General features: G+C 72.0%; 22 protein-coding genes and 1 pseudogene. 14 read left to right on the top strand and 9 right to left on the bottom strand.

What is annotated here, in order from left to right; all coding sequences use genetic code 11:
- Window positions 1–412: 412 nt before the first annotated feature.
- Entirely contained in the window at window positions 413–1111 is a 699-nt protein-coding gene (locus ACLB9X_RS02685; protein ID WP_410358536.1) for a TetR family transcriptional regulator, read from the bottom strand.
- Between the two features lie 195 nt (window positions 1112–1306).
- Here ACLB9X_RS02685 and ACLB9X_RS02680 point away from each other — a divergent pair, with 195 nt between their 5' ends.
- The 3 genes from ACLB9X_RS02680 (at window position 1307) to ACLB9X_RS02670 (ending at window position 4550) form a co-directional block, all read left to right on the top strand.
- Window positions 1307–2620, top strand: coding sequence for a glycosyltransferase family 4 protein (locus ACLB9X_RS02680; protein WP_410358535.1), 1314 nt, complete (start codon window positions 1307–1309; stop codon window positions 2618–2620).
- A 35-nt stretch (window positions 2621–2655) separates the two neighbouring features.
- Window positions 2656–3414, top strand: a complete 759-nt coding sequence (locus ACLB9X_RS02675; RefSeq protein WP_410358534.1) for a class I SAM-dependent methyltransferase — start codon at window positions 2656–2658, stop codon at window positions 3412–3414.
- An 89-nt stretch (window positions 3415–3503) separates the two neighbouring features.
- Complete coding sequence (locus ACLB9X_RS02670; protein ID WP_410358615.1) at window positions 3504–4550, top strand: prenyltransferase; 1047 nt, start codon at window positions 3504–3506, stop codon at window positions 4548–4550.
- 212 nt (window positions 4551–4762) lie between these two features.
- Here the strand turns inward: ACLB9X_RS02670 and ACLB9X_RS02665 are convergent, their stop codons facing one another.
- From ACLB9X_RS02665 to ACLB9X_RS02645, 5 genes are all read right to left on the bottom strand, one after another.
- Complete coding sequence (locus tag ACLB9X_RS02665) at window positions 4763–5053, bottom strand: hypothetical protein (protein WP_410358533.1); 291 nt, start codon at window positions 5051–5053, stop codon at window positions 4763–4765.
- Window positions 5054–5115: 62 nt separating this feature from the next.
- Entirely contained in the window at window positions 5116–6126 is a 1011-nt protein-coding gene (locus ACLB9X_RS02660; RefSeq protein WP_410358532.1) for an LLM class F420-dependent oxidoreductase, read from the bottom strand.
- Between the two features lie 113 nt (window positions 6127–6239).
- Entirely contained in the window at window positions 6240–7073 is an 834-nt protein-coding gene (locus ACLB9X_RS02655) for a hypothetical protein (RefSeq protein ID WP_410358531.1), read from the bottom strand.
- A 157-nt stretch (window positions 7074–7230) separates the two neighbouring features.
- Window positions 7231–8172: an N-acetylmuramoyl-L-alanine amidase gene (locus tag ACLB9X_RS02650; protein WP_410358530.1), complete on the bottom strand. Its 942-nt coding sequence runs from the start codon at window positions 8170–8172 to the stop codon at window positions 7231–7233.
- Window positions 8173–8204: 32 nt separating this feature from the next.
- Window positions 8205–8858 (bottom strand): class I SAM-dependent methyltransferase, encoded by a 654-nt coding sequence (locus ACLB9X_RS02645; protein WP_410358529.1) that lies wholly within the window; start codon window positions 8856–8858, stop codon window positions 8205–8207.
- A gap of 125 nt (window positions 8859–8983) precedes the next feature.
- Between ACLB9X_RS02645 and ACLB9X_RS02640 the strand changes: the two genes are divergently transcribed.
- The 8 genes from ACLB9X_RS02640 (at window position 8984) to ACLB9X_RS02605 (ending at window position 19109) form a co-directional block, all read left to right on the top strand.
- Window positions 8984–9832, top strand: a complete 849-nt coding sequence (locus ACLB9X_RS02640) for a helix-turn-helix transcriptional regulator (RefSeq protein ID WP_410358528.1) — start codon at window positions 8984–8986, stop codon at window positions 9830–9832.
- On the top strand, window positions 9792–10067 hold the full coding sequence (locus ACLB9X_RS02635) for a DUF397 domain-containing protein (RefSeq protein ID WP_410358527.1): 276 nt from the start codon (window positions 9792–9794) through the stop codon (window positions 10065–10067). Before ACLB9X_RS02640 ends, ACLB9X_RS02635 begins: the two co-directional genes overlap by 41 nt.
- 375 nt (window positions 10068–10442) lie before the next feature.
- Window positions 10443–10979: a hypothetical protein gene (locus ACLB9X_RS02630; RefSeq protein WP_410358526.1), complete on the top strand. Its 537-nt coding sequence runs from the start codon at window positions 10443–10445 to the stop codon at window positions 10977–10979.
- 167 nt (window positions 10980–11146) lie between these two features.
- Window positions 11147–12580 carry an MFS transporter gene (locus ACLB9X_RS02625; protein WP_410358525.1) on the top strand — a complete coding sequence of 478 codons (1434 nt, stop codon included), beginning with the start codon at window positions 11147–11149 and terminating at the stop codon, window positions 12578–12580.
- Window positions 12581–12827: 247 nt separating this feature from the next.
- Window positions 12828–13241 (top strand): hypothetical protein, encoded by a 414-nt coding sequence (locus ACLB9X_RS02620; protein WP_410358524.1) that lies wholly within the window; start codon window positions 12828–12830, stop codon window positions 13239–13241.
- Complete coding sequence (locus ACLB9X_RS02615; RefSeq protein WP_410358523.1) at window positions 13238–15145, top strand: GMC family oxidoreductase; 1908 nt, start codon at window positions 13238–13240, stop codon at window positions 15143–15145. The genes ACLB9X_RS02620 and ACLB9X_RS02615 overlap by 4 nt, the downstream gene beginning before the upstream one ends.
- 60 nt (window positions 15146–15205) lie before the next feature.
- Complete coding sequence (locus ACLB9X_RS02610) at window positions 15206–17053, top strand: peroxidase family protein (protein WP_410358522.1); 1848 nt, start codon at window positions 15206–15208, stop codon at window positions 17051–17053.
- A 1-nt stretch (window position 17054) separates the two neighbouring features.
- Entirely contained in the window at window positions 17055–19109 is a 2055-nt protein-coding gene (locus ACLB9X_RS02605) for a trypsin-like serine peptidase (RefSeq protein WP_410358521.1), read from the top strand.
- A 250-nt stretch (window positions 19110–19359) separates the two neighbouring features.
- Here the strand turns inward: ACLB9X_RS02605 and ACLB9X_RS02600 are convergent.
- A pseudogene (locus ACLB9X_RS02600) lies at window positions 19360–19803 on the bottom strand (response regulator); the annotation flags it as partial.
- Between the two features lie 267 nt (window positions 19804–20070).
- On the opposite strand from ACLB9X_RS02600, the gene ACLB9X_RS02595 reads away from it, so the two are divergent.
- From ACLB9X_RS02595 to ACLB9X_RS02585, 3 genes are read left to right on the top strand one after another with little or no spacing between them, the layout of a single operon-like run.
- Entirely contained in the window at window positions 20071–20925 is an 855-nt protein-coding gene (locus ACLB9X_RS02595) for a MaoC/PaaZ C-terminal domain-containing protein (protein ID WP_410358520.1), read from the top strand.
- Window positions 20926–20944: 19 nt separating this feature from the next.
- The gene (locus tag ACLB9X_RS02590; protein WP_410358519.1) at window positions 20945–22021 is read left to right on the top strand and encodes a Zn-dependent alcohol dehydrogenase; all 1077 of its coding nucleotides are present in this window, start codon (window positions 20945–20947) and stop codon (window positions 22019–22021) included.
- Between the two features lie 10 nt (window positions 22022–22031).
- The gene (locus ACLB9X_RS02585) at window positions 22032–23015 is read left to right on the top strand and encodes a 3-oxoacyl-ACP reductase (RefSeq protein ID WP_410358518.1); all 984 of its coding nucleotides are present in this window, start codon (window positions 22032–22034) and stop codon (window positions 23013–23015) included.
- An 88-nt stretch (window positions 23016–23103) separates the two neighbouring features.
- Here ACLB9X_RS02585 and ACLB9X_RS02580 read toward each other — a convergent pair whose 3' ends face one another.
- Both ACLB9X_RS02580 and ACLB9X_RS02575 read right to left on the bottom strand, forming a co-directional pair.
- On the bottom strand, window positions 23104–23505 hold the full coding sequence (locus ACLB9X_RS02580) for a hypothetical protein (protein WP_410358517.1): 402 nt from the start codon (window positions 23503–23505) through the stop codon (window positions 23104–23106).
- Window positions 23506–23863: 358 nt separating this feature from the next.
- Window positions 23864–25078, bottom strand: coding sequence for a hypothetical protein (locus ACLB9X_RS02575; RefSeq protein ID WP_410358516.1), 1215 nt, complete (start codon window positions 25076–25078; stop codon window positions 23864–23866).
- Window positions 25079–25171: the final 93 nt, after the last annotated feature.

Here is a 25171-nt window from a genome sequence, read left to right as displayed (position 1 = left end):
TGTGCCTTTCCCGGCCGTCCCGCGGCCGCACCGTCGTCCCGGCTGCCCGGCGGGCGGCTGGACCGCTGCTGCCCCGGCTCGGCTGCCAAGCCGCTGCGCGGCCGTCGCCGCCGGCCGTCCGGTGGACCGGGGGTGAACAACTGGCGCGTTGCTGCCCGGCCGCCTGGCCGTCTCGCGACGGCGAGGCCGACGAGGGGCCGCCCAGCGGCCGCTACGTCGCCGCCCAGCAGTCCGGGGATGAGTAACTGACGTGTCGCTGCCCGGCCGTCCGGCGGCGAGTAGCTGTGCGTCGCCGGGCGAGCGGCGGCTTGGGCCGCGCGGGCCCAGCTGCGCCCGGCCGTCGCGGCCCGGGCCCGGCCGCCCGGCCGTCCCGGCAAAGCGAGGTCGGCGAGGGGCCGCCCCGCAGTCCCCGCTAGCGCGACGGCCGGCCGCGTCCCCTTGCCGGCGCCGGCGGCGTGGGTGGGGTCGTCAGGTCGATCAGGCGGCAGACCGTTTCGATGTCGATCTTCACTTGGGCGATCGACGCCCGCCCCGACAGCCATGTGATCAGCGCCGAGTGCCAGGTATGCTCGATCACCCGCACCGCGGACAGCTGCTCCGGCGTCGGGTTCTCCAGCCCCATCGCGTCCAGGATGATCGCCGTCGTCTGCCGCGAGACCGTGTCCACCTCCGGGCTCACGCTGCGGTCCGCGAACGTCAGCGCCCGCACCATCGCGTCCGCGAGATGCGGCTCGCGCTGCAGCGCCCGGAACGCCCGCATCAGGGTCTCCGCCACCCGCTCGGCCGCGCCCTCGCCGCCCGGCGGGCGTTTGCGCAAGGTCGTGTGCAGGCGCTCCAGCTGGTCCTGCATCGTCGCGACCAGCAGATGGATCTTGGAGGGGAAGTAGCGGTAGAGCGTGCCGAGGGCGACTCCGGCCGCCTCCGCGACCTCCCGCATCTGCACGGCGTCGAAGCCGCCTCTGCAGGCCAGCTGCGCGCTGGCGTGCAGGATGCGACGGCGGCGCGCTTCCTGCCGCTCGGTCAGGGGCGGCGACGTCCTGGGCGGTGACGTCCTGGACGGTGACGTCATGGGCGATGACCCAGGCACCGCCGGCTTGGCTTCCGCTGTCATAGGTCCCGTTCCCGCACGCGTCCGCGATCGTCCGGCACCGCACGCCCGCCGTGGCGCGAATCACCTGATCCGCCGGTCACAGTTGCGCTACCTGCCGGTAGATTCGAAGCTCCTCGAACGATCAAGTCTGAAACTTGTTCTAGATTAGCGCGACCGATTACGCTCCGGCGAAACGCAGTGAGAAGGGGGCCGTGGGTGACCGCAGAGGCCATAGAGATCGGCCCCCGTGCGGGCGCGACCGGCGGCGGTGACTCCCCGCTGCGCATCGCGCTCCTGACCTACAAGGGGAACCCGTTCTGCGGCGGCCAGGGCGTCTACGTACGCCATCTGTCGCGCGAGCTCGCCCGCCTCGGCCACCATGTCGAGGTCATAGGCGCCCAGCCCTACCCCGTCCTCGACGAGGGCGTGCCGCTCACCGAGCTGGCCAGCCTCGACCTGTACCGCCAGCCCGACCCGTTCCGCACCCCGAAGCGCGGTGAGTACCGCGACTGGATCGACGGACTCGAGGTCGCCACCATGTGGACCGGCGGCTTCCCCGAGCCGCTGACCTTCTCCCTGCGCGCCCGCCGCCATCTGCGCGCCCGGCGCGGCGAGTTCGATGTCGTCCACGACAACCAGACCCTCGGCTACGGGCTCCTCGGCGACCTCGGCGCCCCCCTCGTCACCACGATCCACCACCCGATCACCGTCGACCGGCAGCTCGAACTCGACGCCGCCGCCGACTGGAAGCGCCGCGCCTCGGTACGCCGCTGGTACGGCTTCACCCGCATGCAGAAGCGCGTCGCCCGCCGCCTGCCGTCCGTGCTCACCGTCTCCGGTTCCTCGCGGCAGGAGATCACCGACCACCTCGGCGTAGGCGGCGACCGCATCCACGTCGTCCACATCGGCGCCGACACCGACCTCTTCTCGCCGGATTCCTCGGTCGCCGAGGTCCCCGGCCGGATCGTCACCACCTCCAGCGCCGACGTGCCCCTCAAGGGCCTCGTCCACCTCGTCGAGGCCCTCGCGAAACTGCGCACCGAGAACCCGGACGCCCACCTCGTCGTCGTCGGCAAGCGCGCCGAGGACGGTCCCGTCGCCCAGCTCATCGAACGGTACGGACTCGCGGACGCCGTCCGGTTCGTCAAGGGCATCACCGACGCCGAACTCGTCGACCTCGTGCGCAGCGCCCAGATCGCCTGCGTGCCGTCCCTGTACGAGGGCTTCTCGCTGCCCGCCGCCGAGGCCATGGCCACCGGCACCCCGCTCGTCGCCACCACCGGCGGCGCGATCCCCGAGGTCGCGGGCCCCGACGGCGAGACGTGCCTGGCCGTGCCGCCCGGCGACGCCGAGGCGCTGGCCGCCGCCCTGCGCCGCCTCCTCGGCGAGCCGGACCTGCGGGCCCGGCTCGGCGCGGCCGGCCGCGCCCGGGTGCTCGCCCGCTTCACCTGGAAGCAGGCCGCGATCGGCACGGCCGAGCGCTACCGGGAGGCCATCGCGGCGTCCCCGGCCCCCCTCCGTACCGCCTGAAAACCCTTGCTCCGCCCCCAGGAAGGCAGACCTCCGTGCTGACCGTCGACTTCTCCCGCTTTCCGCTCGCCCCGGGCGACCGCGTGCTCGACCTGGGCTGCGGCGCAGGCCGGCACGCGTTCGAGTGCTACCGGCGCGGTGCCCAGGTCGTGGCCCTGGACCAGAACGGCGAGGAGATCCGCGAGGTCGCCAAGTGGTTCGCCGCGATGAAGGAGGCGGGCGAGGCGCCCGAGGGTGCGACGGCCACCGCGATGGAGGGCGACGCGCTCAACCTGCCCTTCCCCGACGAGTCCTTCGACGTCGTGATCATCTCCGAGGTGATGGAGCACATCCCCGACGACAAGGGCGTGCTCGCCGAGATGGTCCGCGTGCTGCGGCCCGGCGGCCGGATCGCCGTCACGGTGCCGCGCTACGGCCCGGAGAAGATCTGCTGGGCGCTGAGCGACGCGTACCACGAGGTCGAGGGCGGCCACATCCGCATCTACAAGGCCGACGAACTGCTCGCCAGGATCCGGGAAGCCGGCCTCAAGCCGTACGGCACGCACCACGCGCACGCGCTGCACTCGCCGTACTGGTGGCTCAAGTGCGCCTTCGGCGTCGACAACGACAAGGCGCTGCCGGTACGTGCGTACCACAAGCTGCTGGTCTGGGACATCATGAAGAAGCCGCTCGCGACCCGGCTCGCGGAGCAGCTCCTCAACCCGGTCGTCGGCAAGAGCTTCGTGGTGTACGCGACCAAGCCGCATTCCCCCTCGCTCGACGGCGGGTACACCCAGCCCGAGGCCGGGGCGTGACGACCTCCCGCCGCCCCGGTGCGGCCCCGGGGAAACCGCCCACCGGACAACGACCGCCGGCGCCCCCGGCCACGGCGGACCACCTCGTCCTGCCCGGTGTCCTGACGGCCGAGCAGGCCGCGCAGACCGTCGCGGGGATCCTCGCAGCGCAGCGCGAGGACGGGGCGATCCCGTGGTTCCGGGGCCACCACCTCGACCCCTGGGACCACACCGAGGCCGCGATGGCGCTGGACGCGGCGGGCGAGCACGAGGCGGCGGCCCGCGCCTACGCGTGGCTGGCCCGCCACCAGAACGACGACGGCTCCTGGTACGCCGCCTACCACGACGGCGACGCGGACGCCGTGACCGACCACGGCCGCGAGTCCAACTTCTGCGCGTACGTCGCGGTCGGCGTCTGGCACCACTACCTGACCACGGGCGACGAGGCGTTCCTCGACCGGATGTGGCCGGTGGTCTTCGCCGCGGTCGAGTTCGTGCTCGGCCTCCAGCAGCCGGGCGGCCAGATCGGCTGGAAGCGCGAGCCGGACGGGACGGCGGTCAACGACGCGCTGCTGACCGGCAGTTCGTCGATCCACCACGCCCTGCGGTGCGCGCTCGCGATCGCGGAGGAGCGGGAGGAGCCCCAGCCGGACTGGGAACTCGCCACGGGCGCGCTGGCCCATGCGATCCGCCACCACCCCGAGCGCTTCCTCGACAAGGACCGCTATTCGATGGACTGGTACTACCCGGTCCTCGGCGGCGCGGTCACGGGCGCGGCGGCCACGGCGCGGATCGAGTCGCGCTGGGACGATTTCGTGGTGCCCGGCCTGGGCGTGCGCTGCGTCCTGCCGAACCCGTGGGTCACGGGCGGCGAGAGCTGCGAACTGGCCCTGGCGCTGTGGGCGATGGGCGAGTCCGACCGCGCGCTGGAGATTCTGAAGTCCATCCGGCACCTGCGCGCCGAAGACGGCATGTACTGGACGGGCTACGTCTTCGAGGGCGACCGCGCGGTGTGGCCGGAGGAACTGACCACCTGGACGGCGGGCTCCCTGCTGCTGGCGGTGGCGGCGCTGGGCGGCGACGAGGCGACGACGGCGGTGTTCGGGGGGGAGCGGCTGCCGAGGGGCTTGGCGGGGGAGTGCTGCGGGGTGCTGTGACCGGTGGGTGTTCGTTCCGGGGGCGCGGCCCCCGCACCCCCGCGCCTCACACGCCGGCGGGGCTGCTTTGCAGCCCGGCCGGCGCTTGAGGCCACCGCGCGGAGCGCGGTACCGGGGGCTGGGGCGGAGCCCCGGTTTCGGGAAGGGGCGGGGAGGGGAACAGCCCGCGCAGCGGCCCCCAGCGCGGCCCACCCGCCGCGGCCTCGCCCCCGCTACCGCTTCCGCAGCGCCCCCGCCACCCCGTGCCCCGCGACCAGGTACACCACCGCCGCCAGGCCGTAGCCCGACACCACCCTCGCCCACTCCTCGTCGAACGTGAACAGGTCGTGCGACCAGCCCGCCAGCCACCGTGCCGTCCCGCGGACGAACTCCACGAGCTCGTTCGCGCGGTTGGCCTCCAGCAGGTACATCAGGATCCACAGGCCGATCACGACGGCCATGACGTCCGCGACGACGACAACGATCCGCGCCGCCACCGCGGTGTTCCTCGCGTGTGTTGTCATGCCCAGCATCTTGCCGCTTGTGCGCGCGTGAAACCCGTCCGCGTCACGACTAACGCGGCCCGCTACGCGTTCAGCTCCGCCAGCACCCGCAGCGTACGCGCGTCCGGAGCCGTCACCAGCAGGTCCGTCACCGGCCCCTTGCGCCACAACTCCAGCCGCTCCGCGATCCGTTCCCGCGGCCCGATGAGCGAGATCTCGTCCGCGAACGCGTCCGGCACCGCCAGCACCGCCTCCTCGCGCCGCCCCGCGAGGAACAGCTCCTGCACTCGGCGCGCCTCCTCCGCGAAGCCCATCCGCGCCATCAGGTCGGCGTGGAAGTTGCGGGCCGCGTGCCCCATGCCGCCGATGTAGAAGCCGAGCATCGCCTTCACGGGCAGCAGCCCCTCCGCCACGTCGTCGCAGACGCGGGCCCGCGCCATCGGCGCGACGACGAAGCCCTCGGGCGCGGAGGCCAGCGACGCGGCGTAGACGTCCGTCCGCAGCGGCGACCAGTACAGCGGCAGCCACCCGTCGGCGATGCGCGTCGTCTGCGCGATGTTCTTCGGCCCCTCGGCGCCCAGCAGCACCGGCAGGTCCGCCCGCAGCGGATGGGTGATCGGCTTCAGGGGCTTGCCCGTGCCGGTGCCGTCCCCGCCCGCGTACGGATGGGAGTGGAAGCGTCCCGCGAGCTCCACGGGGCCCTCGCGGGCGAGGACTTGGCGCACGACGTCCACGTACTCGCGCGTCGCGGTCAGCGGGCTCGCCGGGAACGGGCGCCCGTACCAGCCCTCCACCACCTGCGGCCCCGACAGGCCGAGCCCCAGCATCATCCGCCCGCCGGACAGGTGGTCGAGCGTCAGCGCGTGCATGGCGGTCGCGGTCGGCGTGCGCGCGGCCATCTGCGCGACCGCCGTGCCCAGCCGGATACGGGAGGTGTGCGCGGCGAGCCAGGTCAGCGGCGTGAACGCGTCCGACCCCCACGCCTCGGCCGTCCACACGGAGTCGTAGCCGAGCCGCTCGGCCTCACGGGCCAGTTCGAGATGTGCGGGATCGGGGCCGCGGCCCCAGTAGCCGAGGGCGAGTCCGAGTCGCATGCGCGCCGCCTCCCACTGCTTCCTGACGGAGCGTCAGCGTACGGCAACGGCCCCCCGCCCGGAAGTCCGGGAAGTCCCGGAAGGGCGAGGGGCCGCTGAGGGCGCGCGCGACGTCAGCCGCGCTGGATGCCCGAGGTGTCCTGCAGGACGCCGCGACGGCCGTCCTGGGTCTGGGCCACCAGGCCCGGACCGCGCTGCTCGACCGCCAAGTACCAGGTACCCGGGGCGAGTTCGGCCACCGGCGTCGGCGAACCGTCCTCGCCGTACAGCGGCCGGGCGACGGGCACGGCGAACCAGAACGGCGAGAAGTCGGACGCTGCACCGCCCTGCGAGGCGTCGGCCGGGGCCGCGGCGGCCGGCTGGCCGCCCTGCGGAACGCCTGCCTGGGCGTACGGCTGCGGCTGGCCCGGCTGCGCGCCGTAGGGCTGCTGCTGGGCGCCCGGGTAGCCGTAACCGCCCTGCGGCTGCATGCCGTACGGCTGCGGGGCCGCGGGGCGGGGGGTGCCGAGGAGGGGGGCCTTGAAGGCCGGGACGAGCAGGCTGCAAACGGCGCCGACCGCGAGCACGAGCGCGGCGATGAAGCCGAGGATGAGCCCGGTGCCGGAATCGGGGCTGAACCCTTCGGCGTTGAGCGAACCGGCCGGGTCGAAGATCGCGCCGAGCGCGGACCAGGCCGTGAAGAGCGTCAGGGCGACGCCGAGCTGTCCGAGGTCGAGACCGATGACCTTCGGGGGCTGCGGCAGCGCGCGGGACAGGACGATCAGGGCCGCACCGATGATGCCGGCGAGGTAGAAGCCCAGGAGCAGGGATCCGTTGTCCCAGGCGGTCGGCACGTCGTCGCATTGACTGCCGGAGCAGTCGAACGTGCCGAGGAACGAGGCGATGAACAGCAACACCGCTGCTCCGATCACCACGCCATCGCCTCGAGTGAGGGAGCGGATGTTCACGTGTCAGTCCTTCGTAGGTCGTCTCATCGGGGCGGTCGTCGCTGCCGCCTGGTCGGGCGGGTGCACGGACGCGGAGCTCGGGGGTGACTCCCCATCGTAGAGGCGAATCTATCGTCCACCGGTTCCCGCCGTCCTCCCGGTATCGCAGTTGCCCGGGTCACCGCCCGAGGTAGCTGCCGATCCCGTCCGCCATTCCCTGGGCCGCCTTCTGACGCCAGTCCGGACTGGACAGCAGAGCGGCGTCCTTGGGATCACGCATGTTGCCGCATTCGATGAACACCTTGGGAACGGTGGACAGGTTGAGCCCGCCGAGATCCTTCCGCACATCCAGTCCCGTACCGCCGCCCACATAATTGGACGGCGCGCTTCCGGTTGCCCGCAGGAAGTGGCCCGCGATGCGTTCTCCCAGGCCGCGGGAGGGTCCGACGATCTTCGACGTGTCCGCGGCGCCGCCCTTGACGAGTGCGGGCAGGATCACGTGGAATCCGCGGTTGCCGGTCGCCGATCCGTCCGCATGCACGGAGATCACCGCGTCGGCCTTCGCTTCGTTGCCGAATCGTGCCCGTTCGTCGATGCACGGACCGAAGGGGCGGTCGCTTTCGTGGGTGAATTCCACCCTTGCGCCCTGCTTTTCGAGCAGCGTGCGAAGGCGTCGTGAAACATCGAGGGTGAAATCGGCCTCGCGGTATCCGTCGACGGTCGCCGTGCCCGTGGTGTCGCATTCCTTGCGGTTCGTTCCGATATTAACGAGCGCGTTGATGTCGCGCGGGTGACGGAAATTGCCGGGATTGTGCCCGGGGTCGACGACGACCACCTTCCCGGCGAGCGGGCCGTCGGCCCCGGGCCGCCCGGCAGACGGGGAGGCGGACGCGGAGGCGGAGGCGGACGCGGAGGGGGCGGCGTCGCCCGGCTTGCCCGCGGGCTCGCTCACCGATGCGGCCGTCGGCTCCGCCACCGGCCCGCGGTCCTCGTCCCCGCCCGCTCCCTGCCAGAGAAGCCACGCGGTGAACGCCACGGGCACGAGCGCGGCAGCGACGACGAGACCGCGCGCGGAGCGGCGCGGTCCGGTGGGGCGATGCTGGTTCTCGTCGTACGACACGCTCGCGATGCTAGCCGGGCGGCCCGCCTGAATCAGATCCCCGCGCCCGTGCGTCGCAGTACCCGCAGCGACCCCGTCGCCGACACCTCGGTGAACGCGCCCGACCCCAGCGCCCGCAGGTAGACCCGGTACGGGGCCTGGCCGGTGAACTCGTCCGCCGGGTCGGGGAACACGTCGTGGATCACCAGCAGGCCGCCGTCCGCGACGTGCGGGGCCCAGCCCTCGTAGTCGTTCGTCGCGTGCTCGTCCGTGTGGCCGCCGTCGACGAAGACGAGACCGAGCCGGCCGGCCCACACCCTGGCCACCTGCGGCGACCGGCCGACGATCGCGATCACGTGGTCCTCCAGGCCCGCGCGGTGCAGCGTGCGGCGGAAGGTGGGGAGCGTGTCCATCAGGCCCACCTCCGGGTCCACCACCTCCGGGTCGTGGTAGTCCCAGCCCGGCTGCTGCTCCTCGCTGCCCCGGTGGTGGTCCACGGTCACCGCCACCGTCCCGGCCGCGCGGGCCGCGTCGGCGAGCAGGATCGTCGACCGCCCGCAGTACGTTCCCACTTCGAGCAGCGGCAGCCCGAGCGCCCCGGCTTCCACGGCGGCCGCGTACAGGGCCAGGCCCTCGTCCACGGGCATGAAGCCCTTGGCGGCCTCGAAGGCGGCGAGGGTCTCCGGCTTGGGGGTGGCGGGCGGCATGCGGTCCTCCGGGCGGGTGTGCGGATCGGAGGCCATCGTGCCTTACGGGCCGGTAGCTTCCCCCTTCGCGGGCAGTTACCTGATTCACATCACCTGCGTGCGTCCGTGTGGTTACGCTCGGCTACATGGTGCAACTCCGCAGCCTTGACCCCTCTGCGTCGCCCCTGGACTACTACGGCTTCGAACTCCGCCGCCGGAGGGAGGAAGCGGGCCTCAAACAGAGCCAGTTGGGGGCGTGCATCTTCGTCACCGGCTCGCTGGTCGGCCAGATCGAGACCGCGAAGAAGGTCCCGACCCGGGACTTCAGCGAACGCGTGGACGCCGCGCTCGGGACGGACGGGATGTTCTCCCGGCTCGTGGGCCTGGTGCTGCGCAGCCAACTGCCGCACTGGTTCCAGCCGTACGCGGAGATGGAGGCCAAGGCGGCGTACATCTCCACGTACCAGGCGCAATTGGTCGACGGATTGCTGCAGACCGAGGAGTACGCACGGGCGCTGCTCAGCGTCAGGGAAGAGGTGAACCTCGACGCCAGGGTGGCGGCTCGGATGGACCGCCAGCGCATTCTGGACCGGGAGACGCCGCCTCTGATGTGGGTGGTGCTCAGCGAGGCCGTGCTGCACCAGGAGGTCGGCGGCCGGGACGTCATGCGCAACCAACTCGCCCACCTGTTGGAGCTGCGCGGGCGTGAGTGGCTGAAGGTGCAGGTCCTGCCCTTCTCGGTCGGCGCGCACGCCGGGCTGATGGGTTCCTTCAACTTGCTGCGGTTCGAGGACGACCCGGAGCTCGTCTACACCGAGGACTTCGTCCAGGGCCATATGACGGCCAATCCGGCCGCTATCAGGGAGGGTTCGCTCCGTTACGATCACCTGCAGGCCGCCGCGCTGTCCGTCGAGGACTCCGCGGCACTCATCGCCCGCGTAATGGAGGAACGTTATGGACACCAACCTGGGCCTGACGGGCGCACGCTGGCGTAAGTCGTCGTACAGCGGCGACACCGGGGGACAGTGCGTCGAGTGCGCTCCCCTCGGCGGCGCCACCTGGCGCAAGTCCTCGTACAGCGGTTCCAGCGGCGGTGACTGCGTCGAAATCGCCGACCTCGCCCCCCACATCGCCGTCCGCGACTCCAAGAACCCCGGCGGCCCCGTCCTCACCCTCACCCCCGCCGCCTTCGCGGCGTTCGTCGCCGCGGCGGCCGGCAGCCGGCTCTGACCTGGCGCGCCCGACTCCGCCCGGAGGCGTAGGACCAACGGCGAGGCGATACGTACATGTCGGGCTGCCCTCGATGCGGGCGGACCTCTGGGGCGACGGAGTGTCCGCACGGGCTACCCGGCTCGCCCATACGGCCCTCATCCACGCGGTTCGAGCACGCGCGAGCCGATCACGGCGCTTAGCGTCGGCTGCGGCGATCTCAGCGCCGCGGCGATCCCGGACGCCCTGAGCGGGCAATCGATCGCCGGCTTCGTTAGGAGCACTCGCCCACATCGGGTGCGGTGCACTCGAGGAGGTCTGCATGTCGGGTATCGCGGTATGGGGGGCATCGGGGCGGGGAAGTACGGGGCGGCGTCGTGGGGGCGGCGGGGCGTGGTGGGTGGCGCTGCGGGCCTGGGTGGCGGGAGTGGCGGGAGTGGCGGTACTGGCCGGACTGGCCGTCCCGATCGCCGTGGCCACGCCTGCCGCGGCGCAAACCGGAACCTTTGCATCGAAGAGTGGATCCCGACCAAGCTCACCCTGAAACTGGAGAAGAAGAAGGGTAAGGGGAAGGACGCACTCGAGGCCCTGGGAGGCAAGCGCGGCCTCACCCTGAAGGCCAAACTCACCGCCGAGGGACAGCCCCTGGAAGGCCGGCCCATCGAGTTCACCACCGATGCCATCTCGCTGTGCACCGAGACGACCGACAGCAAGGGCAAGGCGACCTGCAAGGTCCCGCGCGGCCATGAGAACGAGACCTGCTACACCGCCACCTTCGACGGCGACGACACGTACGAGCCCGACACCACCACCGTCTGCACGTTCAACGACAACGACAACGGAAAGCCCGACTCGGCGTCAGAACTGCTCGACCGGAGCACCATCGGCGACCTGGTGAACACCGGCATGACGCCGGCGGGCCTTCAGGGCTGACACCACCGCTTCCGGATCGCCTGACGGCGTGCAGGGAACGGGAAGCCCTCTCCAGCACTCGCGGGGAGAGGGCTCCTCCGTTTCCTGCCGTGCACCGTCGATCCGATGTGCCGTCATGGGGACCCCATGGATGTACGGACCGTAGAACGCCTGCGACCATGACACGCATGGCCGCAGCCCGTTCGCACACACAGACGTCCGTCCCGTCGTCCGACGCCGGGAGGCCGGCGCGCACCTGGGCGGTGATCCTCGCCGCGTGCGCCGGGCAGTTCCTCGTCGTGCTCGACGTCTCCGTGGTCAATGTCGCGCTGCCGTCGATGCGGGCGGACCTCGGGCTGAGCGCCACCGGGCTCCAGTGGGTGCTCAACGCGTACTCGATCGCCTTCGCCGGGTTCATGCTCCTGGGCGGCCGTGCGGCCGACATCTTCGGCCGCAAGCGGATGTTCCTCGTCGGGCTCGGACTGTTCACGGCCGCGTCGCTGGCGGGCGGGCTCGCCCAGGAGGGCTGGCAGCTGCTCGCCGCCCGTGCCGTGCAGGGCCTCGGCGCGGCCGTCCTCGCTCCGGCGACGCTCACGCTCATCACGGCGGCCGTCCCGCCCGGCCCCGCCCGCACGCGCGCCATCGGCACCTGGTCGGCCGTCGGGGCGGCGGGCGGCGCGGCCGGCGGACTGGTCGGGGGCGTCCTCACCGACCTGCTTTCCTGGCGCTGGGTCCTGCTGATCAACGTGCCCGTCGGGGTGCTCGTCCTGGCCTGCGCGCTCGGGTGGCTGAACGAGAGCCGCGTGGCCGAGGGCCGCCGCCTCGACCTGCCGGGCGCGGTCCTGGTCACCGGCGGACTCGCGGCCGTCGCGTACGGCATCGTGCAGACCGAGGAGGCGGGCTGGGCCGAGAGCGGGACGCTGCTGCCGCTGCTCGGGGGCCTCGTGCTGCTGGGCCTCTTCGTGGCCGTCGAGGCGCGCACGGCCGCACCCCTGATGCCGCTGAAAGTCTTCCGCTCGCGCGCCGTGTCGGCGGCGAACGTGGCGATGACGGTCACCGGTTCGGTGTCGTTCGCCATGTGGTTCTTCATGACCGTCTACGCGCAGAACGTCCTCGGCTACACGCCGCTGGAGGCCGGACTCGCCCTGATTCCCAGCTCGTTGAGCATCGTCATCGGCTCGAAGATCGCCCCGCGCCTGATGGTGCGCGCCGGTGCGCGCAACGTCGCCGTCCTCGGCGCGCTGATCGCCGCCACCGGCTTCGGCTGGCAATCGACGATGGGGGCGGACGGCTCGTACCTGACGACCATCGCGCTGCCGGGCGTGCTGATGATGACCGGCGTCGGCCTCGTCGCGACGCCGCTGGCCTCCCTCGCCACCTCGGGCGCGGCGCCCGGCGACGCCGGTCTGGTCTCCGGCCTCGTCAACACCTCCCGCACCATGGGCGGCGCGCTCGGCCTCGCGATCCTCTCCACCGCCGCGGCCTCCCGCACCGGCGGCGCGACCACGCCCGAGGCGCTGACCTCCGGCTACGCGCTGGCCTTTCGCACGGGCGCCGGGGTGCTGCTGGGCGCCGCTGTCCTGATGCTGCTGTGGCTGCCGAGGCCGGAGCGAAACTCCTGACCCCACGAACGAGCCGGCCAACTCGAGACGCGCGGGATGCGCCTCCGAGCGTCCGCCAGGATCTCGCCCCGCCCACCGGGCCAGGCCCCCCGGGGGGCCGGACAACCGCCCCGTCACGCCCTCGAGGTGCGGGCAAGGAACCGTTCTCATAATGTGTTATTCGGATGATTTCGGGAGGTTTCCCCCCTCGTGTCGAGGCATTCGCGGGGCCCTGATTGCCAGAGTTACCGCACCCTCAGGAGACATCATGGCCAAGCAGCCTGTTGCCCGCCGCCCTGCCTCCGTCTACGCGCTCGCCGGAATCCGGCTCTTCAACGGGGTCACCGGTCTCCTGGCACCGGAGCTGCTCATCAGGCGGCTCGATCCCGACCGTGAGCCGCTCAGTCCGGCAGCCGTCTACGCCTTCCGGCTCTTCGGGATCCGGACGATCCTGCTCGGGCTCGATCTGCTGACCAATCAGGGCCGGCGTCTGCGGGAGGACCTGCGCGAGGGCGTCCTGATCCACGGCAGTGACACCGCGACAGCGGCCATGCTCGGCATCCGCGGTCATCTGCCGCCCCGCACCGCGGTGCTGACGACGCTCATCTCCGCGGCCAACACGGTTCTGGCCGTCACCGCGACCGCCTCCCTCACGGACTCCGCGAGGGGGAAGCGGAAGTGACCGCAGAGTCCGGTGGCCCCCCGGCCGAGACGGGTTTCGACTACGTCGTCGTGGGCGCGGGCGCAGGGGGCGGGCCGCTGGCGGCCAACCTCGCCGCCGCCGGCATGCGCACCCTGCTGCTCGACGCGGGCGGCGCCGAGGAGAACGACAATTATCTGGTCCCCGCCTTCCACGCGGATGCCTCCGAGGACCCTGTCCAGCGGTGGGACTACTTCGTACGGCACTACGCCGACGAGCGGCAGCACCAGCGCGACAGCAAACTCGTACCGGACAAGGGCATCCTCTACCCGCGTGCCGGGACGGTCGGCGGCTGCACCGCGCATCACGCGCTGATCACCGTCTATCCGTACAACTGGGACTGGGACGAGATCGCACGGGAGACCGGGGACACCTCATGGCGCAGCACGGCCATGCGCCGGTACTTCGAGCGCTTGGAGCGCTGCACGTACCGACCCAGGCCCAAGGAGCCGCCCGGCAATCCGCTGCTGGCCGCGCTGCTGAAGCTCCTGCCCTTCACGGCCGCCCGGTACGGCAACGGCTCGCGGCACGGGTTCGACGGCTGGCTTCCGACCACGCTGGCCGACCCGGAACTGGCCGTCCAGGACGAACAGTTGCTGAAGGTCGTCCTCTCCGCGGCGCAGGACACGCTCGCGGACTTCCTCGGCCGGCCGCTGTCCCCGCTGGAGGGGTTCGGCTCCTTCGTGGATCCCAACGACTGGCGGGTGCAGACGCGTGCTCTGCAGGGGCTGTGGCAGATCCCGATCTCCACGGCCGACGGGCGGCGCAGCGCCGTCCGTGAGCGCGTCCGGTCCGTGCGGCGCAGCCACCCGGACGAGCTGGTGGTCCGTACGAACGCCCTGGCCGCACGGGTCGTGTTCGACGGGAGCGGAGTGGCGACGGGCGTCGACTATCTGGACGAGCCGCACGCCTACCGGGCCGATCCCGGCAGCCGGCACGGCACGGGGCCACCGGTCTCGCGCAGGGTGCTCGCCTCCCGTGAGGTGATCCTGGCCGCGGGGGCCTTCAACACGCCCCAGCTGCTGATGCTTTCGGGCATCGGCCCGCGTGAGGAACTGCAGCGGCACGGCATCCCCGTACGCGTCGACCTCCAGGGCGTGGGTGCCAATCTGCAGGACCGTTACGAGGTCGGCGTGGTCAGCCAGATGGACCGCGAGTTCCCCGTAGTGAAGGACTGCGACTTCCACGCGCCGCGACCCGGAGCCGACCCGGACCGCTGCTACCGGGCCTGGCAGCGGGGCGAGGGCCTGTACACGACCAACGGCGCCGTCGTCGGCATCACCCGCAAGTCCCGCCCGCAACTGGACGTCCCCGACCTGTTCATCTTCGGCGGCCCCTTCGACTTCCGCGGCTACAGCCCCGGCTACTCGCTCGACCTGACACGCCACCGGGACCGCTTCACCTGGGCCATTCTCAAGAGCCGCACCCACAACAGCGGGGGCCGGGTGCGGCTGCGCTCCGCCGACCCCCGCGACACCCCGCTGGTGAACTTCCACTACTTCACCGAGGGCACGGACAACAACGGCGTGGACCTCGAAGCGATGGCCGACGCCGTGGAGTTCGTGCGCGGGATGAACCGCAGGGCCGACTCCGTGATCCTCAAGGAGCTGTGGCCCGGCGAGGAGGTCGACGATCACGAGAGCGTCCGCCGCTTCGTACAGGACGAGGCATGGGGCCACCACGCGTCCTGCACCTGCAGGATGGGCCCGGCGGACGATCCCTCGGCCGTCGTCGACAGCGGCTTCCGCGTGCGCGGCGTGGACCGCCTCCGGATCGTGGACGCCTCGGTCTTTCCCCGTATTCCCGGATTCTTCGTCGCCACCCCCATCTACATGATCAGCGAGAAGGCGAGCGACGTGATCCTCGGCGACGCGGCCCGCGCCTGAACCGGCACGGTCCCGTCGCATTCGTGCGAATCGAGTTGGAGCTACGCAAGGAGTATCGCGATGAGCAGGCAACGACGCGCCGCACGGCGTTCCGGGTCCGGATACCGCACGTCGCTCCCCTGGCGGATCGTCACCGGTGTCGCCGCCTATGTCGACCGGCGCATCGGGTGGGACAGGCTGCCCGTCCTGCCGGGCCTGCTGACGCTGCTCGGACTGCGGGTCAGACTCCGGCAGGAGAACCTCCACGACACCGACCGACTGCCCTCGGTGAATCGTCCCGATCCCGCCCCCTCGGCCGAGAGCCACAAGGTCAACCGGACCGCCGACGGCAGCCACAACGATCTCGACGAGCCGCGCATGGGCATGTCGGGTACTCGCTTCGGCCGGAACATCCCGCTGGACCGGATCCCCCCGGCCACGCCCGAGGACGTCCTGTCCACCCCGAACCCGCGCGAGGTCAGCCGCGCCCTGCTGACCCGCGACGAGCTGACCCCGGCCGGCCCGGTCAACTCCCTGGTCGCCGCGTGGCTGCAGTTCATGATCCGCGACTGGTTCAGTCACGGCACGAGCCCCACGGAGCGGCCCTGGGAAGTGCCCCTCATGGCTGACGACCCGTGGCCGGAGCGCCCGATGCAGATCATGCGGACACCGGACGACCCCACCCGCGACCCGCAGGCGCCCGCCGGGACGCCCGACACACGCATCAACGTCTCCTCCCACTGGTGGGACGCGTCCCAGATCTACGGGGCCAACGAGGCGGAGCAGCGCCTGCTGCGCACCGGCGAGCTGGGCAGGCTGCACCTTTGGGACGGCGAGCCCTTCCCCTCGGACCCCTCCCGCGATCCCTCGCGTGTTCCCGGCTTCTGGCTGGGCCTCGCCATGATGCAGAACCTGTTCGCCCGGGAGCACAACGCGATCTGCGACCACCTGCACGCCGCATACCCGTCCTGGGACGACGAGGAGCTGTTCCAGCGCGCCCGGCTGGTCAACGCCGCGCTCCTCGCCAAGATCCACACCGTGGAGTGGACTCCGGCCGTGATCAGCCACCCCACCACCGTCAAGGCGCTGCGCGCCAACTGGTGGGGCATCGCCGGCGAGCGCGTCCACAACCTCTTCGGCCGGATCAGCGGGAGCGAGGTCATCAGCGGCATCCCCGGCGGCGAGACGGACCACTACGGCATCCCGTACTCCCTCACCGAGGAGTTCGTGGCCGTCTACCGCATGCATCCGCTCATCCGCGACGACTGGCATCTGCGCTCCGCCGCCGACGACTCCACCCTGCGCCACTGCACCTTCCGCGACATCGCCGGCCCCTCGGCGCTGAAGGTCCTGGAGACCACGTCGACGGCCGATCTGCTCTACAGCTTCGGCACGCTCCACCCCGGGCTGGTCACCCTGCACAACTTCCCGAAGTTCCTCCAGGAGTACGAGCGTCCGGACGGGCATCTGCAGGACCTCGCCGCCACCGACATCCTGCGCACCCGGGAGCTCGGCGTGCCCCGCTACAACGAGTTCCGGCGGCTGCTGCGGCTGAAGCCCGCGGCGAGCTTCGAGGAACTGACGGACAACCCGGGGTGGGCCGAGGAGATCGCGCAGCTCTACGACGGCGACATCGAGAAGGTCGACCTGATGGTCGGGATGTACGCCGAGAAGCTCCCCGCCGGATTCGCCTTTAGTGACACGGCGTTCCGCATCTTCATCCTGATGGCCTCACGCCGGCTGAACAGCGACCGCTTCTTCACCGAGTACTACACCCCCGAGGTGTACTCCAAGGCCGGCATGGCCTGGATCGACGACAACACCATGGTCACCGTGCTGCTGCGCCACCACCCGGAGCTGCGCACGGCCCTCGCCGGGCTGACGAACGCGTTCGAGCCGTGGCGCACCGCCGACAGGACGGTGACGTGACATGAGAGCGACGGACAGGTCCCGGGCGCAGCGGGAACGCCAGGTGGCGGCGGCCGCCGGGCGGGGCAGCGAGACCGGTGCCGAACGGCGGGCGGTCAGGCAGCAGCAGGAGTCCGGGGTCCCCTTCCCGGACTCCCGGGAGGCGATCACCGCACGCGCCACGCGCCTGCTCGACCGGCATGCCGTGCCCGCCGCGCTGGCGGTCGAGGCCGTCCGTGAGGAGCAGCTGGGCGCGACCGCCGCGTACGAGCGCATCCTCGGGGCGTCCAAGGAACTGCAGGCGTGGAGTTTCCTGCCGCGCGGCGCCCGGGCGGCACGTACCGTCGCCCGGATATCGGCGCGGGAGAACGGCCGCGAAATACCGCTCGGAACCGGCTTTCTCGTGTCGCCGCGGCTGCTGATGACCAACCATCACGTGCTTCCCGACGCCGAGGCGGCCCGCGAGTGCTTCGTAGAGTTCGACGCCCAGGTCACCATCGACAACACGCCGCAGCCGCCTGCGCGGCTCGCGCTCGACCCGGACACGTTCTTCGTCGTGGACGAACGCCTCGACTTCGCCCTGGTGCTGGTCGGCCCAGGCCCCGACCAGCGACCGCCGGGAGAGGCGTTCGGCTGGAACCGCCTCAGCGCGCAGCTGGGAAAGCTGGTCGTCGGCGAGCCGGTCAACGTCATCGGCCATCCGATGGGCCGGCTGAAGGAGATAGCGGTACGCGACAACATGCTCCAGGTGCGCCTCGACGACTTCCTCCACTACCGGACCGACACCGAGCCCGGCAGCTCGGGGTCGCCGGTCTTCAACGACCAGTGGGAGGTCGTCGCGCTCCACCACATGGGTGTGCCCCGCACCGACGACCAGGGCCACATCCTTCGTCGCGACGGACAGGTGTGGAAGCGCGGTGACGGAGACGACGCCATCGACTGGGTGTCCAACGAAGGCGCACGCATCAGCTCCATTCTGAGACACCTCGCCGCCCTGCCGCTCACCTCCCAGGAGCGGGCCCTGTTGGGCGAGATGGGCCCGGAGTCCGGCCTGCACCTCCCACAGGCGGTCGTCGGCCCCGCAGCGGCGCCCGCCGTCGCTCCCCCGGTGACTGCCCCCGTCGCCGCGCCACGCCCGGCCGAGAGGGTCACCACGCAGGCGGGCCTGCGCGCCCGGGGCGGCGCGTTCGGCGGCAACCGTCATCTCGTCTTCCTGCACGGCCGCTCCCAGGAGGGCAAGAACGCCGGGCAACTGGAGCAGCTGCGCCGCGACTGGGCCGGCGGACTCAACCAGGGACTCGTCCGTGCCGGGCTCTCTCCGGTCGAACCGGCCGACGTCTGGTTCCCCTACTACGGCGACAGGCTGGCGCAGGCCCTCACCGCGCACGAGGCCGTCCCCCGTTTCGTCGACGTGACGGCCATCACCGCGGAGGCGGTCGGCCCCGCCTCTCCCACCGCCCGCGCGGCGTTCAAGGAGATCGTCGGCGAGGCGGCCGCGAAGGCCGGCATGCCGGACGAGGAACAGTTCGCCCAGGAACGGATCGGCCTGGGCGACGTGGTCGGGGCCCTGCAGAGGCAGCTGAGCTGGCTGGCCGCCACGACCGGCGTCGACTCCCTGGCCATCGCCCTGGTCTTCCGTGACGTGGCCGCCTACCTCGACGACCGGCGCATCCGCGACGACGTCCTTGAGTGCGTGCTCGACACGATGCCGGACTCGGGAGACGTGGTCCTGGTCAGCCACAGCCTCGGCACGGTCGTCGGCATGGACCTTGCCACCCGGCTGCCCGCCGGTGTGAACCTCGTCCACCTCACCACGACGGGAAGTCCACTCGGCCTCGACAGCGTGTACGGCAGGCTGCTCATCGGCGGACCGAACCGTCCGGACAAAGTGGCCGACTGGCTCAACGCATGGTCGCCGAATGACGGGGTGGCCATCGGATGCCCGCTGGGCGACGACTGGAAGGACGGAGTGGTCGACATGGCCGTCCTCAACGCCCGCGACCGGGCGCACAGCATCACGGAGTACCTCTCCCACGCCGAGGTCGCCCGGGGTATCGGCGGCCCCCTCGCTCTCTGATCACCCGCACACGCGCTCAACCCGGGAGTCGGCATGGCTCGCATCACCATCAACGGGGGATGTCAGGGCGGTCCCCTTCGCTCGCACCGACGGTGATGACGTTCTTCGCCGCTGCCTGCGCGCTGACAGCCATCAGGACGACCATGTCCTGCCCGGATGGTGTCCGGTGCCGCGTGGCCGCAGGTGGCGCAGCGCGTCGGTGAACGCAACGGTCAGCTCACGTCCCCGGGGGCCCGTCGTTGCGCACGGCCGACGACTCCGCCGCCGCGGCCAGCACCGGATCGATCACCGTCTCGCCGGTCAGCGCCCGGCGGATCGCGTCGGCCAGGTCCTCGACCGGACCGTCCTTCACCAGGAGTCCGGCCGCCCCGGCCTCCAGGGTCTCGCGCAGGAGCCCCGGCCGGCCGAAGGTCGTGAGGATCAGGACCCGGCAGTCCGGCACCTCCTTGCCCAGCTCGGCCGCCGCGTCGAGGCCGCTGCGGCCGGGCAGGTCGCAGTCGAGCAGTGCCACGTCGGGCCGCCGGGTCAGCGCCGCGTCCACGATCTCGTCACCGCGGCCCACTTGGGCCACCACCTCGATGTCGGCCTCCATGCCGAGGAGCAGCGCGAGCGCGCCGCGCGTGGTGCTCCGGTCCTCGGCGATCAGCACCCGTACGCACTTGGCGGGTCTGTGCTCCTGCGGCATCTCGTCCACGGTGTCAAGGGTATGACCGGTCGCCCCGGCCCGCCTGTCGTGACGAGCCGGGGCGGCCGACGGCTCACCCGCCCATCGGCGCCCGCTTACTGGATCTGACAGGCCGTCAGACGCCTTCCCAATGTCCCGAGGCTGCGTTATACATAGGGCCCATCGGCCTGGAACGCGTTCTAGAACTGTCTGGGCCCTGTCCGGGCGACCTCGGTGCGGCCGACGGTGCGGAAGGCCGTGCCGAGGTCTTCGAACCCCTCGAGGAGCAGCAGCCCCATGCCCATTGACCCTGCCAGGGCCCTCGCCGCCGAACCCCGCTCGACCACGATCCGCTGGGACCACAAGGACGTCCAGCTCTACCACCTCGGCATCGGGGCCGGCGTCCCGGCCACCGACCCCGACGAGCTGCGCTACACCCTCGAATCCCGGCTCCACGTGCTGCCGAGCTTCGCCACCGTGGCGGGCGCGGGCATGGGCGTCGTCGGCGGACTGTCCGCACCCGGCATCGACGTCGACCTCGCCGCCGTCCTGCACGGCGGCCAGCGCATCGCCGTCCACCGCACCCTGCCGGTCAGCGGCACGGCGACCTCCACGTCACGCGTCGCGGCCGTGTACGACAAGGGCAAGGCGGCGGTCCTCGTCCTGCGCACCGAGGCGGCCGACGACGACGGGCCCTTGTGGACCAGCGACGCTCAGCTCTTCGTCCGCGGCGAGGGCGGATTCGGCGGCGAACGCGGCCCCTCCGAACGCCTCGCCGTCCCCGACCGCGCACCCGACCGGACCGTCGAGCGCGTGATCCGCGAGGACCAGGCGCTGCTCTACCGGCTCTCCGGCGACTGGAACCCGCTGCACGCCGACCCCGAGTTCGCCAAGCTCGCCGGCTTCGAGCGGCCCATCCTGCACGGGCTGTGCTCGTACGGCATGACGCTCAAGGCCGTCGTCGACACGCTCCTGGGCGGCGACGTCACCAAGGTCCGCGCGTACGCCACCCGCTTCGCCGGCGTCGTCTTCCCCGGCGAGACCCTGCGCATCCGCATGTGGCGGCACGACAACGGCGTCCAGGCGGCGGTGACGGCGGTGGAGCGGGACGACGCCCCGGTGCTCGCGGACACGATCGTCGACCATTCCTGACCTTCCGAAGGGATCCGCCATGCGCGCAGCCGTACTGCACGAGACAGGCCAGGAGAAACTCGAAGTCCTCGACGACGTCGAGGCGGTGGGCTTCGGCCCGGGCAAGGTGAGGATCCGCGTCCGGGCAACCGGACTGTGCCACTCGGACATCTCCGCGATGACCGGCGTGCTGCCGCAGCCCGCCCCCTTCGTCCCCGGACACGAAGGCGCGGGCGAGATCATCGAGGCCGGCGACGGGGTGACCGGCCTGGCGCCGGGCGACCGCGTCCTGCTGTGCTGGCTGCCCGCGTGCGGCAGCTGCCCGTCCTGCCGGCGCGGGCAGCCGCACCTGTGCCTGGCGGGGTTCATGAACGCCGGTACCCCCAACTTCGCCCGCCCCGGCGGCGATGTGTTCGGCTTCGCCGGCACCGGCACGTTCGCCGAGGAGGTCGTCGTCGGGGCGGGCTGCGCCGTGCCCATCCCCGACGACGTGCCGTTCGACATCGCCGCGCTCATCGGGTGCGGCGTCACGACCGGGCTCGGCGCGGCGATCAACACCGCCCAGGTGCAGGCGGGTTCGTCCGTCGCCGTCATCGGCTGCGGCGGCGTCGGCGTCTCCGCGATCCAGGGCGCACGGCTCCAGGGCGCGGCCGAGATCGTCGCGGTCGACCCGGTGGCCTCCCGGCGCGAGGCGGCCCTGCGGTTCGGCGCGACCGAGGCCGTGGCACCCGGCGAACTCGCCGACGCCAAACAGCGCCTCACCGCCGGCGAGGGCTTCGACTACGTCTTCGAGGTGGTCGGCCGGTCGCAGACGGCGCGGACCGCGTACGAGACGACCCGGCGCGGCGGAACGCTGTGCGTCGTCGGCGCGGGCGCCATGGACGACCACCTCCAGCTCAACATGTTCGAGCTGTTCTTCGACGAGAAGCGCATCCTGCCCTCGATGTACGGAGGCGGCGACGTGCTGCGCTCCTACGAACGGGCCATCGCGCTGTGGCGGGCGGGCAGGATCGACCTGGAGTCGCTGATCACCCACCGGGTGCCGCTGGCCGGGATCAACGACGCCCTGGCGCAGATGCACAGCGGTGAGGCCCTGCGTACCTGCATCGAGATCTGAGGGGCCCGCGATGACACTCCCTCCGACGGAACCTCCGCCGCCGGAACTTCCGCTGACGGCACTTCCTCCGACGGCACTCCCTCTGGCGGGTCTCACGGCCGTCGTCACCGGCGCGGGCCGGGGCCTCGGCCGCGCGGAGGCGCGGGAACTGGCGCGGCTCGGCGCGGCCGTCGTCGTCAACGACTACGGGAAACCGGGCCGCGACGGCAGCGGCGAGGCGTCGGCAGCGCCCGCCGAGTCGGTCGCGGCCGAGATCCGGGCGGCGGGCGGCCGGGCGGTCGCCCACCTCGGCGACGTCGCCGACTTCGACACGGCGCGGGGGCTGATCGACCTGGCCGTGGCGGAGTTCGGCAAGCTCGACATCCTCGTCAACAACGCGGGCATCCTGCGCGACCGCATGATCTTCTCGATGACCGAGAGCGAGTGGGACTCGGTGGTCCACGTCCACTTGAAGGGCCACTTCACCACGACCCGCTTCGCCTCGGAACACTGGCGCGCACGGTCCAAGGCGGCGGGCGCGCCCGTGTACGGCCGGATCGTCAACACCTCGTCGGAGGCGTTCCTGGCGGGCTCGGCGGGCCAGCCCAACTACGCGGCGGCCAAGGGCGGGATCGTCGGCCTGACGACGTCGTCGGCGCAGGCGCTGGCCAAGTACGGGGTGACGGTGAACGCGATCTGCCCCCGGGCCCGGACCCGTATGACGACGGACGTCTTCGGCGACGCCCCACCCCCGGGCGCGACCGACCCCCTGTCCCCGGAGCACGTGGCACCTCTGGTGGGCTACCTCGCGTCCCCGGCGGCATCGGTGGTCACGGGCCAGGTGCTGGTGGTGCACGGGGGGATGGTGGCGGTGATGGAACGCCCGAGGGTGGCGGCGAAGTTCGACACGTCGAAGGACGTGTTCACCTACGAGGAACTGGCGGCGGTGCTGACCCCCCACTTCGACGACAAGTCCTTCGCGGCCCCCGAGGTGCTTGGGCTGCGGAGGGGGTAGGGGGCGGGCGCCTCTGGCTCTGCGGGGGCGCTGCGCGCCGCCCTTGTCGGGGCGCTGCCCCGAACCCCGCACACGCGGATCGCACCAGTTACGCCTTCCGCGCGTCCGCGAGCCTGTCCAGTTCGCGCAGGGCCTCGGCGTGGGCGCTCATTCGGCGGGTCACGGTGCCGGTCGTGAACAGCGCCACACCGGCGGCCGTGACGGGGAGGGACAGCCCGAGCACGGCCAGGGCCTCGGGCCAGTCGCGTTCGTTCTGGCACCAGTCATGTGCGTACAGACCATCGTTGGCTGTGCCGCGCTCCGTGAACAACCGTGATTCGCATTGCTCCGGGTAGCGGTCGTCAGGCTTCCTGTCGACCTCGTACGGCGTGAGAAGCAACAGAAAGCACCATGTCCACAGCACCGCTGCCAAGGACAGCAGACCGATGCCCCAGGCCCGTATGCGACTGGCCCGGTCGCGGAAGTCGAGGTCGTACTCACGTGATCGCATGGCGAACGAATCTAGGGCGGGGGAAGCGCCCCATGCCAGCGCCTCACCCCCGCCCCCACGATCACGCGCCCCCGCCCTCCGACGGCCCCGGACGCCGGTGGCGGCCGTGGGCCGGCGCCGCCCCGTCCTCCGACGTGGCCGCCCCGCCACGGTGCTTCCCCGCGCCGCCGGCGTCAGCCCCGACCGCGTCCGCCGGCTGCGGGCGCTCGTGGGCCGTGTCGGTTCGGACTTCAGACATGTGAGAACTTCACCCCGTCATGATCGCTGATGCACTGTCAAAGGCTCCGGCAGCAAGCCCCCCTGAGCCCGTCACCGTCGGCGCACGGGCGGTGCGGCTGCGTAGCCCCGGCCGCAGAGTCTAACCACGGGCCGCACGGCCGGTGAGGGGTGCCTGCTGCAAGGGAACCGGCTTGCACCCCCCAGGAGGACTCCCTGGGGCCTCGCACGGTTCCCCACCTGCGTGTTCCGGTTGTGCCGGTTCTGTGGCCGGGCCCTTGCCGGGGCTCCGCACACCCTTCGCATCCGGCGGCCGGCCGAAGGTTTCTGCACTCCCGCAACCAGCGTCCCGCGGCACCTCCATCCGCACCACCCCGCACGGCACCTCGCCGGTCGCGTACGGCAGTCGGAGCACCCCCTCCCTGCTCCACGTCCCCGATCCCGCCAACCACCCGGGTGGTGGCGCGAGTTGGTGGAGGCGGCGGCCCGCCGCGCGCCACACGCCCAGCCAGCTGCCCGCCGCCCCGTCGATGCGCAGCGCCACCGCGCAGCTCTCCGGCGTCAGCATCTGCCCCGGCTGCACGGCGAACGGCGTCACCAGCGCGTCCGGCAGTCGCAGGCTCTCGGGGAACCGGACCGGTCGCAGGCTGCCGAGCACGCCCCAGCCGAGCCGGTCCCGGCCCTCGCCCGGCGCGTTCGAGCGGATCAGCAGCAGGCCGCTGTCGGCGTCCGCGAGCAGCAGCCGGTCGTCGCTCTCGTCGGTGATCTCCAGCAGCGGCGTCACCGCCCCGCCGCGTGCGAGATCCACCGCCACCGTCTTCACCGGCCCGCCGGGCGGCTGCCGGTCCAGGGCGAGCAGCCGTCCCGTACGGTCCAGCCACGCGCCGCCCGAGCAGCGGCCGGGCACGTCCGCGACGCGCTCGGGGCCGAACGCCCCGCCCGCGACGAGCCACACGGCCGTCGAGGTCTCCCCGGGAGCCAGGGCATAGGCGCACACGCCGTCGGGTGCGGGCGGCAACAGGGTGAGCTCCGATGCCTCCACGGCGCCCAGGGCCAGCTCGCCGGTCGCCGGGCCGGACGGGTACAGCAGCGAGAACGTGTGCCGCTCGCCCGCCCGGCGGCTGATCAGGACGCGCCCGTCGGCCAGCGGCAGCACCTCCGCGTCGCGTTCCTCGGGCTGGGCCAGCGGCAGCGGGACGGCGTACGGCTCGGGGCCGTCGAGCGTCCAGCGTTCCGGGAACAGGGCGTCGCCGGTTCCGGCGAGCCGGGCCGCGTACGTACCGTCCGCGGTGATCGTGAACCCCGTACGCGCCACCGCCTCTTCCTTCGCGGCGGTCTCGATGGCACAGGCAGTCATCGATACGTCACCTCCGCCCATCGACGCTAGGTATCGCACTTCCTGCCGAACACTGCGAGACGCGGCACTTCACACATAAGGGTGGCCATGCCC

The organism is Streptomyces sp. 5K101, from assembly GCF_046506645.1.
GTDB lineage: Bacteria > Actinomycetota > Actinomycetes > Streptomycetales > Streptomycetaceae > Streptomyces.
This window is presented reverse-complemented; position numbering and strand designations above follow the sequence as displayed.